This is a genomic window from candidate division WOR-3 bacterium (assembly GCA_016867815.1).
Lineage (GTDB): Bacteria > Hydrothermota > Tepidihabitantia > Tepidihabitantales > Tepidihabitantaceae > UBA2258.
Genome location: VGIR01000021.1, coordinates 1 through 16,441, shown reverse-complemented (window position 1 = coordinate 16,441; position 16,441 = coordinate 1). Strand labels below are relative to the sequence as shown.

Sequence of the window (16,441 nt, the reverse complement as noted above, 5' to 3'; positions counted from 1 at the left end):
GCAGCGGAGTCAAGCGGGCGGTGCGACGATTCTGCCTTCAATCAGGCGCGGTACGATCGGCAGTGAGTCGACCTTGAGCGCGAACTCGAGGTCGGCGCGGAACCCGAGGTCGGCCAGCCGAAGCGCGTGCTGGGTTGCTGCCAGTGTCCGGCCGAGGTCGGCCTTAAGGTTCTTATATGCGGCCCGGGCCGCCAGGGCAGCATCATCGAGCCGGGGTTCGGTTTTCGCCAGTCGGTTCACCAGCCCGCCCGCACAGATGAAATCCTCGAGGCTTATCCTGCCGTTATTGCCGGCGCAGAGAACGGTTACGGCCTCATGCCCGGCGACCGCATCAGCCACCGCGCTGAAGTTCACAAAGCTGCCGACGATGACCGTGGCCGCGTCCTTTGCGACGGCCAGAGCCCGTGTGCCATTTGAAGTCGTGAAGATGACCACCTTCCCTGCGACGGCCTCACGCGTGTACTCCAACGGAGAGTTGCCGAGTTGGAATCCATCGATCCGTTGGCACTCACGCTCTCCGCCGAGCAGGACTTCATTGCGGTCATAGGGTTCGGACATCCTCATTGCCTGTTCGACGTCTGCGACCGGCAGCACAAACCTGGCGCCGCCGGCCAGCGCCGCGGCGATCGTCGTCGAGGCGCGGAACACGTCGATCACCACCACGGCCGAGCCCGATTCTGCGCCGGCGAACTCGCGGGGAACGGGAGCGACGCCTATTCTCATGCGGCCAGCTCCTCGTCGAGCATTCCGATTCCCAGTTTGCCGCGCCGGAACCGGCCGCTCTCCATCAGGCGGCGGTGGAGTCCGACTGTCGTCGTGATTCCAGTAACGGCCGTTTCAGCAAGAGCCCGGGCCATCCGTGCGATGGCCTGAGGCCTGTCAGGAGCCCAGGCGATGAGTTTCGCGACCAGCGGTTCGTAGAGTGGAGGTACTACGTATCCGGGCGAAAGGTACGAGTCCACCCTGATGCCCGGACCACCAGCCATCCTGGCGTCGGTCACGAGGCCTGAACTCGGTTCGAACCCGACTTCAGCGTCCTCGGCAGTGATGCGGCATTCGATCGCATGGCCCAAGGGTGCGGGGTCCTCGGCGGGCAGAATGAGCGGCTCGCCGGCAGCGGAGAATAGCTGGTTCTGGACGATATCCAATCCGGTGACCATCTCCGTGACTCCGTGCTCGATCTGCAGCCGACCGTTGATTTCCAGGAAGAAGCAGTTCTCTCTGTCGTCCATCAGGAACTCGACCGTGCCGGAATTGGTCAGTCCGACCGCCCGCCCGATCGCCAGCGCCTGCTTTCCAAGGACGCGGCGCAGCGCCCCGGACACGGCCGGCGACGGGCTCTCTTCCAGCAGTTTCCGGTAGCGGAACTGGACCGAGCAGTCGCGCTCCGGCAGATACGAGACGTTGCCCCGCCGGTCGGCAAGCAGCTGGACTTCGACGTGCCGGGCATTGGCCAGGTGTTTTTCAATGTAGACTCGGCCATCACCGAAGGCCGCCTTGGCTTCTGCTTGGCACATGCGGAAACCGGTCTCAATGTCCCTGTCCCGTTTCACCAGGCGCATGCCGCCGCCACCGCGCCCGGCTGCGGCCTTGACCAAGATGGGGTAGCCAAGCTCGGCTGCGATACCCGCGGCATCGGTCGACGAGTTCACCTCGCCGTCGGAGCCGGGCACGACGGCCAGGTTCGCCTGGCGGGCGATTTGCCGCATGCGGATCTTGTCCTGCGCCAGTCTCAGGGTCTCTGCAGTCGGGCCGATGAACGTGACCTTGCACGACTCCGCCGCCTCGGCGAATTCCGGCGACTCGGAGAGGAAACCATAGCCCGGATGGAGCGCATCTGACTTGGTGATCTCGGCGGCAGAGAGTATGCGCGAGACATTCAGGTAGCTGTCCTGGGCGGGAGCCGGCCCGATGCAGACCGCTTCGTCGGCCACGCGCACTGGCAGGGAGTCGCGGTCCGCCTCGGAGTAGACGAGCGCCGACGGCACGCTCAGTTCCCGGCAGGCGCGGATGATCCGCAGCGCCACCTCTCCGCGGTTGGCGACGAGGACCTTCTTGAAAGGAAGAGACATGCCCTAGGAGGAGTGACCAATGTCCAATTGCCAATTCCCAATCATGGACCAAAGAGGAGGACGCCGAAGTGGGCATGGGGTCATTCGGCTTTGATTGGTCATGGGGATTTGGTCACCAGCAATTCAGGCTGGAGCGAACTCATGCCCGCTCAACGTACGTATTCGTCCTGGTGTCGATCTTCACCTTGTCGCCGGTCTTGACGAAAAAGGGTACGCTCACGACCAGTCCGGTAGTGAGTTTCGCCGGTTTACCGCCGCCGGTCGCGGTGTCGCCGCGGAAGTTCGGCTCAGTCTCCACGATCTCCAGCACGATGAACATCGGCGGCGCGACGCTGACCGGGACGCCATCCATGTACGAGATATCGATTTCGAGGCCGTCACTCAGATAGAGTGAGCTGTCGCCGAGTTGCTCCTCGCTGAGGGCGAACTGCTCGTAGCTCGAGGTGTCCATGAAATGGTAGCCGACGTGGTCGTGAAAGAGGAACTGCGCTTTCTTCCGTTCCATCTCGACTTCCTCGAACTTGGCTTCGGATTCGAAGCTCTCCTCGATCTGCACACCGGTCTTGATGTTGCGGAGCTTGGCCACGACCCGGGCCCGGCGCTGCGCGGTGCGGCTGCGCGAATGGGATAGTACCTGGTAGGTGCCGTCCTTGTACTTAATGAGCACTCCGGACTTGAACTCGTTGGGGGTGATCATGTCTGCTCCTGTTCCTCGCTGCTGCTTCCCGGGCCGGCTAGAGCTCGATCAGCCGCTTCGGACTCCGGGTAAGATTCGCGCATCCGGTCTTGGTGACGTGCACCATGTCTTCGATGCGGACGCCGCCGACGCCCGGGAGGTAGACGCCCGGCTCGACCGTGACAACGTCCCCCGGCGACAGCGTGTCCTTGCTCGTAGAGGCAAGAACGGGCTGTTCGTGGACTTCCATGCCGACACCGTGGCCGAGGCCGTGGCCAAACTGCCTGCCGTAACCCTGCTCGACGATGAAGTCGCGAGCTACCGCGTCGGCGGCCTTGCCCGTGATGCCGGGCTTGATGGCTTCGAGGGCGCGCCGCTGGGCCTCCGCGACAATTCCGTAGACCCTGCGCAGCTCGGCCGGGGCCCTGCCGACGAATACGGTTCGGGTCATGTCGGAGCAGTATCCTCCCACGCGGCAGCCGATGTCGAGGGTGAGCGCGTCGCCGTTCCTCAACTTCCGGTCGCTGAACCCGGCGTGAGGCTTGGCGGCGTTCCCTCCGGACGCGACGATGGAGTCGAACGCTACCTCGCCGTGCCGGCGGAACTGAAACTCGATCTCGAGTGCCAGGTCGCGTTCACGGACGCCCGGCTTGACCAGCTTCAGCACATTCCCGAACACGCGGTCGGTGATGCGCTGAGCCGCGGCTATCTGCTCGACTTCAATCGCTTCCTTGGCTCGGCGCAGTTCCAGCACCAGATCCTTGGCCCCGACCAGTCGGGACTTGTTGAACCGTTTGCGCAACTGCCTGTACCGGGCGAGTGTGACGTGGTTTTCTTCGACACCCAGGCGCCGGAACGGCCGGCTCCACTCGGGACGCGGATGGGCAAGCGGGTCGCGCGTCAGGACGTGCTTGCGGCAGTTTTTCACCTCTGTCTTTATCTGTTCCTGGTAGCGGAAGTCGGTGTAGAACCAGGCATCGCGTGGCGTAACGAGCATCAGCCCGTTCGAGCCGGTGTAACCGCATAGATAGCGGATGCTGGGCAGGTTCACGACCACGAACCCGTCCAGTTTCTCGCGGCGCATCAGGCCGCGCAGCCGTTCGATTCGCTTAGACATGGGGACGTATTCTAAGGGAAGTCAACTCGGAGTCAAATCAGGCGGGCGGCGAGGCGCCCGGTCAGCCGAGCGGGTAGAGCATCTGCTCGAACTGCGCGATGGCTTGAGGTCCTCTTCCGTTGCCACGGTAAGCAGTGCGGCCTTGTCCGTCGGCACCATCCCTTTGACGGCCGCTTTCGCCAGCAGGTCGGCTATCTCCCGGCAGGCGCTGGTCAATTCCCGTGCCGGCCCTGGGCCTGGCCCCTAGACCGCATGACCGCGGTCCGTGTTCCTTGATTCACATGGTAGCAGGGGCAGCCGAGGAGTCAGTGCGGAAGAGGCGGGGAGGCGGGCAGGGCTGACAAGCTCCAAGAGTTGACATACAGGCGGGGGAAGCTAGACTGGCTTGCTTGGTATACGTTATGGGACACCCGACGGGTGCGTTCTCTCTGCTGCTCGCTCTGTCCACACTGGCGCGCGCTTTCACGGGCGCAGCGGCAAACATGGGCCGAATGCTCATCTACAACCTGGGGTAGACAAGGTGATGGCGACGAAGCCCGGCGTGGTGCGGTGTCGTCCAGGGAGGATGGCCCAGTATTTGGGTGCACTTCTGCAATCCAGACCCGAGGTCAGGGAGCCGTTCGAGCTCGGATTCGCCGCGATGAATATCTCCAGCTGGGACCAGGCAATCGGGTATTTCAAGCAGGCGATTGTCGCCACAAACGGGCCGGGGCTGGTAGCGCTCAACAACCTTGTCGGGGTCTGCCACTACACGCAGGGCCGCCTCGACGAGGCGCTGAAGGACTTCCAGGAGTCGGCGCGGCTGGCAGAGCAGTATGATGATCGGCAAGGCGGGTCCCGGGCTTTGGGAAACATCGGGCGAATATTCCACGACAACGGAGAACTCGACCGGGCGCTTACGCTCATGGAGCAGGCGCTGGCGCTGTCCGACGACTCCAACGATCCATGGGCGACGGCCATTCACCTCGGCTACGCCGGCAGCGTCCACCACGACCGGGGAGAACTCGACCGGGCGCTGCAGTACTACGAGGCGTCACTGACCATGTCACGCGACATCGGCGACCAATGGGGCGTGGCGACGCAACTGGCCAACATTGGCAACGTCTACCACGACAGGAGCGAGTTCGACAAGGCGCTGGAGTACCACCGGGAGGCGCTGGCCATGGCCCGCCAAACCGGAGACCAATGGTGTCTGGCCAGCAACCTGGGCAGCATCGGGAACATCTGCCGCGACAAAGGCGATCTGGACGAGGCGCTGAAGTACGACAACGAAGCGCTGGCACTGGCCCGCGAAATCGGGCACCAACTCGGCGTAGCGGCCGACCTCGGCAACATCGGGCTGATTCTGGCCGACCGGAGCGAGCATGAGCAGGCCGTACCGAAACTCGCGGAGGCCCTGACCATCCTGCTTGCCACCGGGGTTGCCGATGGTCCGCGTCAGACCCTTACCGGACTGGCGGGCTGCGAGGACAAGCTCGGTCGCAAGCGGTTGACTGAGCTGTTGAAGCAGGCCGGGAGGGATGAAGAGGCCATTACCGACGTGTTCGACCGGATTGACCAGTTGCGTATGAGACGGCCCGACTAGGGCAGCGCCCGCGTTCCATCTCCACCGTCGGTTGACGTCCGGCCCGGCATGAGGCACGAAAACACAACACAAGCGCAGGCGACGAGTCGGGGTATTGCCTGCGGCCGGCATTTGGGCGATGGCTTGACTTTCACGGCTTCGAGGCAACAATAGAGTAGCAGTGAACACGGTGATCAGGCAGGCAGTTCTGGGCGTGGCGCTATGCCTGGTGACCGGTTGTGTTGGGGCCGGACGGGTCGAACCCGCAAGCAGATTCGCGCCGCTGGAGCCGGAGGCTACGGCGGAACTCGGGTCTGCGGCTACCGCGATCTGTACGGATGGAGAGATGTTGCTGGTGCTGGAGAATTCCGGCACGCGGGTCGTCCGCTACACTGCGGCGCTCGCGGTCTGGGACACGATTCCGCTCACCGAGCGCGTGACCGCTCCCGCCGGCATCGCGGCTGACCGGTTCTACATCTACGTGTACGATGACCACTTGCTCTACCGGATGTCCAAGGACAAGCTCAGTCTGCAGCCGTGGCTGAACAACGTGCGGGTCGCCGGTTTGGCGAGCTTTGAGCCCGGGGTAGTGCTTGTGAGTGATGCGGACCGGGCAGCAATCTGGTACAAGGGTATCTTTGGCGAGAGCCGGCTGTTCATGAGTTCTGCAGAGGTGGCCCGTCCCGGCGCGATTGCCTCCTTGCGTGACGGCAGCTTTGCGGTCCTGAGTACGGCGTCGAGGTTGCTCTACTACTTCAGTCGCAGCGGCGTAGTCACGCGGTCTTTGTCGCTTCCCGCCGCCTGCGATCTGCTCGCGGCCAACGAAGAGGGTACGCTTTGCCTGGCAGTGCGGGGGAGGCCGCAGTTGTGGGTTATCAGGGAGGGCAGGGTGGCAGGTTTCAGCCTGCCGGACTCGGTCAGGCCGCTATCGGTCGTGCTGGTTGGCGACCGGCTCGCAGTCCTCGATGCCGGGACAAGGATCCGCGTATACAGGATTGCCGAATGACGATTGACGATTGTCGAATGCCGGCAGCCGGAATGAACCGGCTACTGAGGTCCGCGTAAGTGAAGTGCCGCCTGCATTACCCTCACCCTTCCCTCCCCCTCAAGGGGGAGGGAATAGAAGGGAGGGGGCAGGGTGTTGCATTGCTCGTGCGGAGGTCAGCTACGACAATTTGCGATTGGCGATTGGCAGAATAGACCGCTGGACTTGAAGCGTTCGTTCGCCGCCCTGTTCTTGTTCGTCTCAGTCGCCCTGACCGAGCCAATCGGTGTTCCTTGCCAGACGCTGATCGTCAGCGACGGTATCAGTTTCGTCTATCCGCTTGAGGTCGTTCCGGACTCATCTGCCCCTGATGGACAGTTTCTCGTCCTGGGCACGGACGCAGTCTATGTCTCAGGCGCCCGTCTTGACTCGACAGACTACAAGTTCGACTACGGCACCGGCTCCATCGTCTTCTGGCGCAAGCCTGAGAAGTGGGTCCCGATTCGGGTCGTCTACCGCTGCGTGCGGCTTCCCGGTATGCCGCAGGAGTATCGTCTGCACCGGCCACCGGTCGCGGGCCGCGAGTCATCCGTCCTGCAGCCAACCGCCGGCCGGGTCGCGGACACCGCGTCGCCCACTGTCGGACCGACCGCACTTGACCTTTCCGGCAGCAAGACGCTGGGCGTCAGCGTCGGCGGAGCAAACGCGGGAATCGATCAGGCTACGCGGGTGGCGATAACGGGCAGCTTCGAGGGGATTGCAGTTGAAGCGGAACTGTCCGACCAGAGCTCGCCGATTCCGGCCGAGGGAACTACCCGGGATATCGAGGAACTCGACAAGCTGCTCATCAGTCTGCGAGGCCGGCAGTGGCATGGATCTTTCGGTGATGTGAATCTGCTCGTGCCGGTTGGCGGTTTCGGGACGATTGAGCGGAAGGCGATCGGAGCGAGCGCGGGATGGGGAGAGGTGCAAGCAGGCACCAGGATTCAAGGGGTCACGGATTCAAGGGGCCTGGGTTCCGGATCCCCGCTCAGTCTGACTGGAACCGCAGCGGCCAGTCCTGCAATCCCCGATCCCTCGACCCCATCCTTCGGGGTGTTCGGAGGCTACGCGACTCCCAAAGGGTTGTTTGGCCGCGTGGAAATGGCCGGGGTCGACGGTTCGCAGGGGCCATATGTCCTGGCACCGGATGGAAGGGCGGCGCTTATAGTCCCGGGTAGCGAGCAGGTCTATCTCAACGGTCGCCGGATGGTTCGCGGCTGGGATGCGGACTACACCATTGACTACTCGACCGGAGAACTGCTGTTCACCAATCGCCGGGTAATTGACCGGTTGGCGAGGATCGAGGCTACGTTCCATTACGTGACCGGTGACTACAGCCGTTCCTTGCTCGCGGGAGCGGCGAGGCTGGGGTTCGGGCAGCGGGAACTGGTCGGCGTTCCGGGTACGGGAGCGAGTCTAGACTTTGGCGTGTTCCGGGAGGGTGACGACCCGAGCTCCAGCTTCACGGAGGATTTGTCACCAGCGGACAGGGAGTCGCTTGCCGCCATCGGGGCTGACACTGGCCGGGCCTGGCTGGATGGCGCGACCTACGCGGGTCCGGGCCAGGGTGACTACATCAAGGTCGGAGACCACTTCGAGTACGTCGGGAGGGACTCGGGCGACTACCAGGTGCGGTTTACGCTGGTAGGGGATTCGCTCGGCGACTATCGGTACAGTGATACGATCCTCGCCTACCGCTACGCCGGGGCGGGTCTCGGCAACTACGTCGCGATGCGCAGGATTGCCCTGCCCGAGCGGAGCGAGGCGGCATACGCCCGCGTCGGGTTTAAGCAGTCGGGGTTCACTGCCGGGGTCGAGGGTCTTGTCCAGCGCCGGAGCCTGAACCTGTTCGCACCGGGCGGAGCACAGGTTGATGCCGGCGCGCTGAACCTCGATGCGGGGTGGCAGGACAGTTCCTACGGAATACTCTACAGGCACCGCCTGCAGGACCGGCGGTTTGAGGCTCCGGGCGCGAGCCCGGAGGTCGACTTCGCGTATCGCTGGGGAGGCACGGCCGAGAACAAGAGGCGCTCGAGCGACGAAGTCTCGTTGCGCGCCAGGCCGGCTGCGTTTCTCAGCTTGAGCGGCGAGGCCGGCCGACTGGATCGGTTCGAGGGCGGGCCGGTCTATCGATACCATGGTGGCGTCCAGGCCGGGTGGCTGGGATACGACATCACGCGGGTCGCAGACATCACGCGGCAGAGCGTTCTCGCGACGCCGCGGGTTGGTTGGCTCTATCCCAAGGCCGGATGGCAGAGCGTGGTGAACGCCCGCGACATGTCGTCAGTGCTGATCGCCGGGCTGGAAGCGAAGCCGATTACCGCGCTGACTGCGGGAGTAGACTACCGTCACTCCTGTTTCTATGAACCGGATACGGTGATTCGTGCCTGGCAGCGTACCAGCCTGGCCCGACTCCTTGAAGCACGGGCGGACTGGACCGGCGGGACCGCCTTCCAGCTCGGCGCCATGGCCGGCCTGAACGACCGGCGGTTCGATGCCGGCTCGGGCGAGAACTGGAGCCAGTTGCTCGCCAGCCTGAACGGCACCGCGACTCCGCGGGCCGGGTTGCGGCTGCAGGCAGACTTCAACCAGTCCTACCGCAAGGTGCAGCTCAGGGACGAGCTCTTCCGGTACGTCGGGAGAGGAGAAGGTGAGTTTCGGCGCGACTCGGTGAGCGGCCGGTACTACGCAGACCCTGACGGCGACTACGAGCGGGTCGTGGTGGCGACCGGCCGATTCACTCAGGCACGCGAGTGGTCCCTGAACGGCTCGGGCGACGTGTCGATGTTCGACCCGGCAGCGTTGTCCGGATCCTTCAGCCAGACCCGGACCAGCACCGACAGCAGCGTACTCACCGACCTGAGCCGACAGGACCTGCGGCTGGTAGTGAAAAGCTTCGAGCCGGTACTCACCCCAACCCTTGGCGCCAGCTCGGAATTCGGGGTCGACCTGAACCTGGCTGCGACCGGCCGGGCATCGTCCCGCCAGCAAGCCTATGTCGAGATGTTCAGTGACCGGCTACCCGAGGTTGAAGGCCGGGCGCGGTTCGAGGCCGAGCGGGCACGGCGGAGACTCAGTGGAGGGGAGATCGACTATGACGAAGCCGGCTGGCGGGTTGAGTTCAGCCCGGTAGTAGGCAGCAGGCTGCGGATTGAGGCCGAGCTCGGCTACGAACGGAAGAGCGTTGCCGAGACGGTTTCCTACCCCGAGCTCGGGCGGTTTGCGCTCTGGGCGTTTGACGCGAGTTTCGCCCGCACGTTCAGCTTCGGCTCCCGGACCCGGGTACGAACGTCTCTTCAGGTCGTGCACCGCGCCGCGACTATCCCGGTGCTGCCGTTCGATGTCGGGCTGATCGAGCCGCTCGGAACGATTCCGGGGGCGGGCTTGAGCTTCGAGCACTCGTTCAGCAACGTGCTCTCGGCGTCCGCCCGGTACAGCTTCCAGGACCGCCCGGACCGGCCGAGCGAGCATACCCTCAGCGCCGAGCTGAAGGCTTACTTCTAGGACAGAGTTCGAAGTCCGAAGCTCGAATGAGGACTGAGTGGCGGACAAGGCCGACACACGAAACTTGGGTGACGAGTCAGTGGTCAAGTCCGGATTCCCATCGGGCCATACTCCGCGATTCGGATTTCAATCGGAATTCGGGCTTCGAGCTTCGTCATTCTTCCCGGCTCAGCGCTTGACCGCGGCAGTGCCCGCGCTATGTTATAGCGTGACGGAAGCCAGTCTGTGCCGGAACCATGACAGACCATAGGCCGCGATTGCAGGAGGCAAGTGTATGATGGCATCGAAGAAGTCCGAAGGCGCAGCGCAGCAACCCAGGCAGGCGAAGGCGAAGAACACAACCATGACGCAGTTCGTCCTCGCCGGTGCCGGTATCGTGGTGGTGATAGTGGTCGCGTTGCTGCTCTTCGGAGGCGGCGGCAAGAAGCCGGCCGCGACCCGGGCGAGAGCGGCCGGGGCTGATACGGGGAGTGCGTACGCCAGGACAAGGAAGCCGGTGGCAGCCGTGGCGCGCAAGGCGAAGTCCAGCCGGGACTCGATGATCGCGAAACGGCGGGAGGAGAAGGCGAGGCGCAAGCAAGAGGCCGCGGCAAGCGGCAGCCGGACCACGCGCAGCACGAGCGGCGGTTACGTCAGCGGCGGTTCGTCACGAGCCGTCAGCACGCCGAACCAGTTGCGGGCGATACTCACCGACAATACCGGCTCGCGTACCGCGCTGGTGGGCGAGCGGCGGCTGAAGGCCGGGGACGATGTCGACGGCCGCAAGATCGTCGAGGTCACCGGCGACGGGATGAAAGTGGAGTACCGCCAGAAGACATACTCGGTCAGGGTTGGAGAGAAGATCTACTGATAGGCAGGGATCTGCAAGGGTCATCCGGTAGCAGGCGAGGTCGTCAGTTCTCGCTCTTCGCCCGGGCGTGGCTTGCCACCCTCTGATCTGTCCGTATAATCTACTCCACTCGGTCCAGCAGCTACAAGGAGCAAAAAATGTCGTTGATTAGGATATTGCCGTTGGCGTTGGCAACATGGACAGCCGCTCTTGGCTTGCCCAAGGTCGTCCTGCCCGCGCACCAGACCGGTCCGATGACTATCAACCTCGTGCAGGGCTACAGCTTCGATCCGCTCGAGAAGTCGCCGGTTCTGCCGCAGAACCTGACTGCGGCCGATTTCTCCGGGGACTACTCCTATTGCATGATCCAGTTTCCCGGTCCGATACGCCCCGAGTGGAAACGGACGGTTGAGGGCTACGGCGCCGAGTTGCTATGGTACGTCCCGCGGTACACGTTCGTGGCGCGAGTCCCGACTGCAGCCATGGGAGCCATCGCGGCGCTGCCCGAGGTGCGCTGGCTCGGCATCGACCAACCCGCCTTCAAGCTCTGCCCCGGCCTGGAGAAAGCCACGGGCCGGCAGACTCTGATTGTCGTTTTCCACTACCAGGAGAGCGAGCAGAACCTGCTCGCCGAGTTGGATGCCCTGGGCGCTGCCAACCTGGTGACCGAGTTCAATGCCTGGAACAAGAGCGTAAAGATGGACGTGGACGCGACGCAGATCCCGGCCATCGCCCGGCTCAACGGCGTCTACTGGGTCGAGCCGTATACGCCGATGACGCCCGACAACATGGACACGCAATGGGTGGACCAGCACGGGTACTCCGCGTCCGACACGACCCGGACTATCTGGCGCAAAGGTGTGTACGGTCGCGGCATGCTCGTCGGGCTTACCGACGGGCCGATGAACATCGCCCACAACCAGTTCCGGGACACGGTCAGCAACACTCCCGGTCCCAACCATCGCAAGGTCGTCGCCTACCGTGGCTCCAACGGCTCAGACTCCCACGGCACGCACACGACCGGTACGCTCTGCGGCTCGGATGACGAGGTGGGCGGAACTTCCTGGAACGACGGGTTGGCCAAGGGCGCGCGGGTCTTCTTCCAGAACTTCAACAGCCTCCCGTCCAACTGGGACATGACCGTCTTCTTCCGCGGCCCGGATTCTGGCCTGGACGTGCACGTTGACAGCCTGCGCGCGCTGAACAATTCGATGAGTTACTCCCGCAAAGACAGCTTCAACCAGTACGTCTTCACCGATATGACCGCGGACCAGTTCACCTGGAACCACCGTAAGTTCATGCACTGCAACTCGATGGGTAACCGGGGCGTCAACGAGATGGGGCACCCGGTCAATGCCAAGAACATCATCTCGACCGGCGGCACCGGACCGGGCACCTCGTGCCGGCAGATCTTCTCATCCAGCTCGCGCGGCCCGACCTCGGACGGCCGCAGGAAGCCGCAGCTGGTATCGCCGGCTGAGGACATCATGTCGGCCGACAACTCCAACCCGAACGGGTATGTCCTGATGTCCGGTACTTCCATGTCGACACCGAACATGGCCGGGGCGATGGCGCTTATCCGCAACTACTTTCAACTCGGCTACTATCCGACCGGCGACACGCTGACGGGCACGCGGATGGGTATCTCAGCTGCCCTCAACAAGGCAGTCGGCATTGTCGGCGCGGACAACGATATTGCCGGCTACACCGTGCCGGACAACAACGTGGGCTGGGGCCGCGTTGACCTTGACTCCTCGCTCTACTTCGCTGGCGACACCTCCCGGCTCTGGGTGCTGGACGACACCATCGGCCTGGAGACCGGTGATTCGGTGGTTATACCGATTGACGTGACCGCCGCGGGAAAGCCCTTCCGCGTCACGCTCTGCTGGACCGACTACCCGGGCACGATGCGCTCCTCCTACGTCTGCGTCAACGACATCAACCTGACGGTCTACTCGCCCAGCGGGACCCCCTACAAGGGCAACGTCTATTCGGGCGGCCAGTCAGCTACCGGCGGCATCAACGACTCCCTGAACGTCGAGGAGTGCACCCGCATCAACAGCCCTGAGGTCGGCAGTTGGAGCGTCGTCGTCAAGGCCAGGAACGTGCCGCAGGGCCCGCAGCCGTTCGCCCTCGCCGCCATCGGCGTCATGGGCGATGTGGAGTTCCACGACGTGACCGCGACTTTCATCACCGCTCCGACCGACACGGTCGATTCCGGTACGGTCGTCGCACCGGCCGCGGAAGTCAGGAACTTCGGGACGTTTGCGGAGACGCTCGACGTCTGGTTCACCATCGGCTCCGGCTACAGCGATTCGGTGCGGTTGACCCTGGGCGTCGGCGGCGTGGACACGGTGAGCTTTGCGGACTGGGCGGCCGACACGCTCGGGAATTTCGCCGTAACCTGCTCCACCGGCCTGGCGGGCGACGCGAACACGGGTAACAACGTGGTCAGGGAATCGGTCGTGGTGCGTTCGACGAACGGCATTGAAGAAGGCAGGGGACTGCCCCGGGTATTCAGCCTTGACCGGGCAGCGCCCAACCCGTTCGGCCGCTCCACGGCGATCCGCTATGCCATACCGCGTGCGACCTCATCCCGGCTTTCGGTTTACTCGGCCACTGGGGCGCTGGTCCGCACGTTGCAGGAGGGCGAGCTCAAACCCGGCTACTACTCGGCCGCCTGGAACGGGCGCGATGGCCTGGGCAGGCTCGTGCCGTCCGGCATCTACCTCTACCGCCTCGAAGCCGGGCAGAACTCGGCTACGGGCAAAGTACTGCTCAGCCGCTAGCGCCGGTTTAGCGTTTTCTGAGATCGGGGCGGCCTTCGGGCCGCCCCGCGGCGTCGAGCCAGGCGTCCATCGGACCGGGGTCTTTGTGAATCCCTCTGCATTGCAGGCGGTCTGATACAGAACTAGCGTATGCACATAGCCAAAGGAGGCAAACGTGAGTGAGAATAGTCGACAGACGATGACCGAGGAGCAGTTTCACAGGAAGATGGCAGCAGAGCTGTTCAATCGGACCTGGGATCTTCTCGACAAGAAGGAGCGCACGACCGAAGAGGTCGATGAGTTGATTCATGCCGGGCACGCCTCGCGCTTTCACTGGGGCAAGGTCGGTGAGCCGGTCAACCTCGCTCGCGGCGAGCAGCAGCTTTCCCACATTTATGCCGTGCTGAAGCGGGCTGAGCCGGCGCTGCACCATGGCCGTCGCGCGCTCGAGCTCTGCCAGTCCCACGGCATAGCCGACTTCGATCTTGCCTTCGCCTACGAAGCCCTGGCCCGCGCGAACTCGGTCGGGGGCAACCAGCCTGAACGTGACCGCTACCTCGGACTGGCGCGGGAGGCGGCCAAAGGCATCGCCAAGGACGAAGACCGCAACTACTTCCTCAGCCAGCTGGAGACCGTTTAGTTTTGACCGGCTGATCGGTCCTAAGCGGTCAGCCGGCCTGAGGTTGTGCTAGTGTTCGGCCCGGTCCGGACTACCGGCCGAGCTTGTGGATCCGTTCCTGCCGCCGAGCCAGCAGGTAGATGAGCGCGCCGATCCAGTGGGTGAACACGATGACTAGCGCCCAGATCAGCCGGTTGTTGCCCTCGTCGGTCTCCCGGGTCAGCACCTCGACCAGTATCCAGACCCAGAAGGCCATAGCGCAGAGCGCGAACAGACCCCCAATCAGGCTGATGGCCAGCCAAAGCGAGCCGAAGGTGCCGGCAGCCAAAACCGGACCGAGTGAACGCACGCGCTAGGATAGCATCTGTGCCTGATCAGTCAAGTCTGTGGGCAGGGATGTCAAATGGAAGGAGAGAGGGATCGAGTGATCGAGGGATAGAGGGATCGAGTGGCAGGAAGCTGTCAGCCGGCTTGAGCTTGTGCTTGAGCTGCGACGCAGTCGCGCTGCATGTCAAATCGGCGGGGGAGAGCTTACGGCTGAGGCTTGGGGCTGGCGATTGAAGCGAAGGTACACTGCCTAGATGCGCTTCGGAAGCAATTGGGTATCGTCCCCGTTTCTCGCCGTTTCTCGCGTGGAAATGGTAGCTGGAAACCCTCGGCCTTCGGCCGCGGCCAGTGGCGGTTGCACGCTAGGATGTTTTGCGCGGCAGCACCAGCCAGGCACTCGCTCCGCGTTGCACCGGCGCAAAGCCGAGGGCTGTCGCGGCTAATCTATGACGGACAACCTACAATCCAGAATGCCGTGGGAGAAGGAGCCGCCGTCCGCGACCCGCAATTGCTCCGAACGCTGACTAGCGCCTCGAACTAGCGGACCACCGAGTCATCCGATTCCGGCTCGTCATCACCGACTAGAACCGTCTGCGTCGAGTAGAATCCGAATGATGGTTCGATAGTTAGAGTTGAATAGGAGGGGACAAAATACGCCCCTTCAGCTATCTTTTGAGCGGTCATTGAGGACCCCCCGTGACAAAGAACTCGCGTAGGCGCGCATTTAACGTCTCGTTAGACTTGTGGACCGCCAATACCTCTTCTTCAGTAAGCGGTGCATAGCCAGATGCCGCCGAAATCATCGACATACGAATCGGACCGCCAACTTTGGGGTCTTGTGAGGCTGTCTCGGCAATAAGATATTCGGCAAGAGCTTTCGCCTTCTCAGTCGGAATAGTCGGGTCATAGTAGCGGTGGACCAGATACACTGCATACTGAGGAACCCCCGATAGGGCTGGGGCATCGCCGAATAACTGCGGGGCAAAGTTAACCTGGCTGTTGAGATTGTAGACCATGGGCTTTGGTTGAGCGCCCCGAGGATCACGGTAGCCAGCAAGAGTTATGATTACGACCGGCCGCTTGTCTGGCGCGATGTTGCCAAACCACTGCCCAAACGATGTGGCGGAGTGCTGCATTACTACCCTTGCGGCGTCATCCACATTCGCCACGTCCTGGATTCGCGCCTGATTCTCCAGAACGTCCAAGAGCGCGGTTCCCATCTCCATCGACCCAACTAGCCCCAAACCGCAGCAACCACAAGGAAAGAGCTTCTGCTGCTTGTCGTTGATGGCCGTAAGGCCTCGCGGGTCTCCGATAGTCCCTCGACTGTCCGCAGCCATGACAATTGCGTCCTTCGCCTTGAGAGCCACTACCAGCGACATGAGGTATTATAGAAAAGCACCCAACCGACGTCAAGAGGGACGATGGCCGGAACGCTTGGTATCGAATCCGAGCTAGGGGAGTTCCGGGGACATTACTTATCTCACTTCCGTCATGGCCGGGAGGAATCCGCCAACCATCGGGAGTAGAATACTCCGGACTCTGGCTATGTCAAATCGGCGAGGCTTCTGGCCGGGCTCGGGACGTAGCCGTTCACCTAAATGAACCGCGGGGTTTGGACTCAGGAATAGGGGAGGGGAACGGAAAGGTCGGGAGGAAAAGGACCAGGAGCCAGCGGGAAACGTCAGCCGTCAGCCGGCTTGCGCTTGAGCTAGCTGTGGGCTTGCGGCTTGTGGCTTGAAGCTGAATCTGCCCGGAGGCTCTTGGAATGGCGTGCCTGGCACTGGTCACAGCGAGACGCCGAATGGGTGACTATTCCTAGATCTCCCTGCCTGTTGACAGGCGAGAACATCCATTCTACAATTGACACGACTTGAGGGTGCGGCAGGCGCAGGGTCTGCCACGCAGGGAACCTCGACGCCGATTCGTGCAAGTTCT

The 16,441-nt window shown here is 63.1% G+C and carries 12 protein-coding genes; 6 read left to right on the top strand and 6 right to left on the bottom strand.

The features are described from left to right. Positions 1 to 9 precede the first annotated feature (9 nt). The 4 genes from FJY68_04905 to FJY68_04890 form a co-directional block, all read right to left on the bottom strand. Positions 10 to 723 carry a 2-phosphosulfolactate phosphatase gene (locus FJY68_04905; GenBank protein MBM3331177.1) on the bottom strand — a complete coding sequence of 238 codons (714 nt, stop codon included), beginning with the start codon at positions 721 to 723 and terminating at the stop codon, positions 10 to 12. Further along, positions 720 to 2,072, bottom strand: a complete 1,353-nt coding sequence (locus FJY68_04900; protein ID MBM3331176.1) for an acetyl-CoA carboxylase biotin carboxylase subunit — start codon at positions 2,070 to 2,072, stop codon at positions 720 to 722. Before FJY68_04900 ends, FJY68_04905 begins: the two co-directional genes overlap by 4 nt. 139 nt (positions 2,073 to 2,211) lie before the next feature. Continuing rightward, the gene (gene efp / locus FJY68_04895; protein MBM3331175.1) at positions 2,212 to 2,769 is read right to left on the bottom strand and encodes an elongation factor P; all 558 of its coding nucleotides are present in this window, start codon (positions 2,767 to 2,769) and stop codon (positions 2,212 to 2,214) included. A 37-nt stretch (positions 2,770 to 2,806) separates the two neighbouring features. Next, positions 2,807 to 3,865 (bottom strand): aminopeptidase P family protein, encoded by a 1,059-nt coding sequence (locus FJY68_04890; GenBank protein MBM3331174.1) that lies wholly within the window; start codon positions 3,863 to 3,865, stop codon positions 2,807 to 2,809. 523 nt (positions 3,866 to 4,388) lie between these two features. On the opposite strand from FJY68_04890, the gene FJY68_04885 reads away from it, so the two are divergent. The 6 genes from FJY68_04885 to FJY68_04860 all read left to right on the top strand — a co-directional run bounded on the left by FJY68_04885 (position 4,389) and on the right by FJY68_04860 (position 14,197). Next, positions 4,389 to 5,450, top strand: a complete 1,062-nt coding sequence (locus tag FJY68_04885) for a tetratricopeptide repeat protein (GenBank protein MBM3331173.1) — start codon at positions 4,389 to 4,391, stop codon at positions 5,448 to 5,450. Between the two features lie 160 nt (positions 5,451 to 5,610). Continuing rightward, on the top strand, positions 5,611 to 6,435 hold the full coding sequence (locus FJY68_04880) for a hypothetical protein (protein MBM3331172.1): 825 nt from the start codon (positions 5,611 to 5,613) through the stop codon (positions 6,433 to 6,435). Positions 6,436 to 6,639: 204 nt separating this feature from the next. Continuing rightward, on the top strand, positions 6,640 to 9,960 hold the full coding sequence (locus tag FJY68_04875) for a hypothetical protein (protein MBM3331171.1): 3,321 nt from the start codon (positions 6,640 to 6,642) through the stop codon (positions 9,958 to 9,960). Between the two features lie 274 nt (positions 9,961 to 10,234). Further along, positions 10,235 to 10,810: a hypothetical protein gene (locus tag FJY68_04870; protein ID MBM3331170.1), complete on the top strand. Its 576-nt coding sequence runs from the start codon at positions 10,235 to 10,237 to the stop codon at positions 10,808 to 10,810. A 137-nt stretch (positions 10,811 to 10,947) separates the two neighbouring features. Beyond that, positions 10,948 to 13,578 (top strand): T9SS type A sorting domain-containing protein, encoded by a 2,631-nt coding sequence (locus FJY68_04865; protein ID MBM3331169.1) that lies wholly within the window; start codon positions 10,948 to 10,950, stop codon positions 13,576 to 13,578. A 178-nt stretch (positions 13,579 to 13,756) separates the two neighbouring features. Then, a complete protein-coding gene (locus tag FJY68_04860) occupies positions 13,757 to 14,197 on the top strand; it encodes a hypothetical protein (GenBank protein ID MBM3331168.1) in 441 nt (146 codons plus the stop codon). 70 nt (positions 14,198 to 14,267) lie between these two features. Here FJY68_04860 and FJY68_04855 read toward each other — a convergent pair whose 3' ends face one another. Together FJY68_04855 and FJY68_04850 are read right to left on the bottom strand one after the other, a co-directional pair. Then, complete coding sequence (locus tag FJY68_04855; GenBank protein ID MBM3331167.1) at positions 14,268 to 14,432, bottom strand: PLDc_N domain-containing protein; 165 nt, start codon at positions 14,430 to 14,432, stop codon at positions 14,268 to 14,270. Between the two features lie 751 nt (positions 14,433 to 15,183). Continuing rightward, on the bottom strand, positions 15,184 to 15,885 hold the full coding sequence (locus tag FJY68_04850) for a hypothetical protein (protein MBM3331166.1): 702 nt from the start codon (positions 15,883 to 15,885) through the stop codon (positions 15,184 to 15,186). Positions 15,886 to 16,441 lie beyond the last annotated feature (556 nt).

Coding starts and splice junctions, on each gene's coding strand:
- FJY68_04905 (MBM3331177.1), bottom strand. CDS start 723: ATGAGAATAGGCGTCGCTCCCGTTCCCCGCGAGTTCGCCGGCGCAGAA.
- FJY68_04850 (MBM3331166.1), bottom strand. CDS start 15,885: ATGTCGCTGGTAGTGGCTCTCAAGGCGAAGGACGCAATTGTCATGGCT.
- FJY68_04890 (MBM3331174.1), bottom strand. CDS start 3,865: ATGTCTAAGCGAATCGAACGGCTGCGCGGCCTGATGCGCCGCGAGAAA.
- FJY68_04885 (MBM3331173.1), top strand. CDS start 4,389: ATGGCGACGAAGCCCGGCGTGGTGCGGTGTCGTCCAGGGAGGATGGCC.
- FJY68_04860 (MBM3331168.1), top strand. CDS start 13,757: ATGACCGAGGAGCAGTTTCACAGGAAGATGGCAGCAGAGCTGTTCAAT.
- FJY68_04900 (MBM3331176.1), bottom strand. CDS start 2,072: ATGTCTCTTCCTTTCAAGAAGGTCCTCGTCGCCAACCGCGGAGAGGTG.
- efp (MBM3331175.1), bottom strand. CDS start 2,769: ATGATCACCCCCAACGAGTTCAAGTCCGGAGTGCTCATTAAGTACAAG.
- FJY68_04865 (MBM3331169.1), top strand. CDS start 10,948: ATGTCGTTGATTAGGATATTGCCGTTGGCGTTGGCAACATGGACAGCC.
- FJY68_04870 (MBM3331170.1), top strand. CDS start 10,235: ATGATGGCATCGAAGAAGTCCGAAGGCGCAGCGCAGCAACCCAGGCAG.
- FJY68_04855 (MBM3331167.1), bottom strand. CDS start 14,432: ATGGCCTTCTGGGTCTGGATACTGGTCGAGGTGCTGACCCGGGAGACC.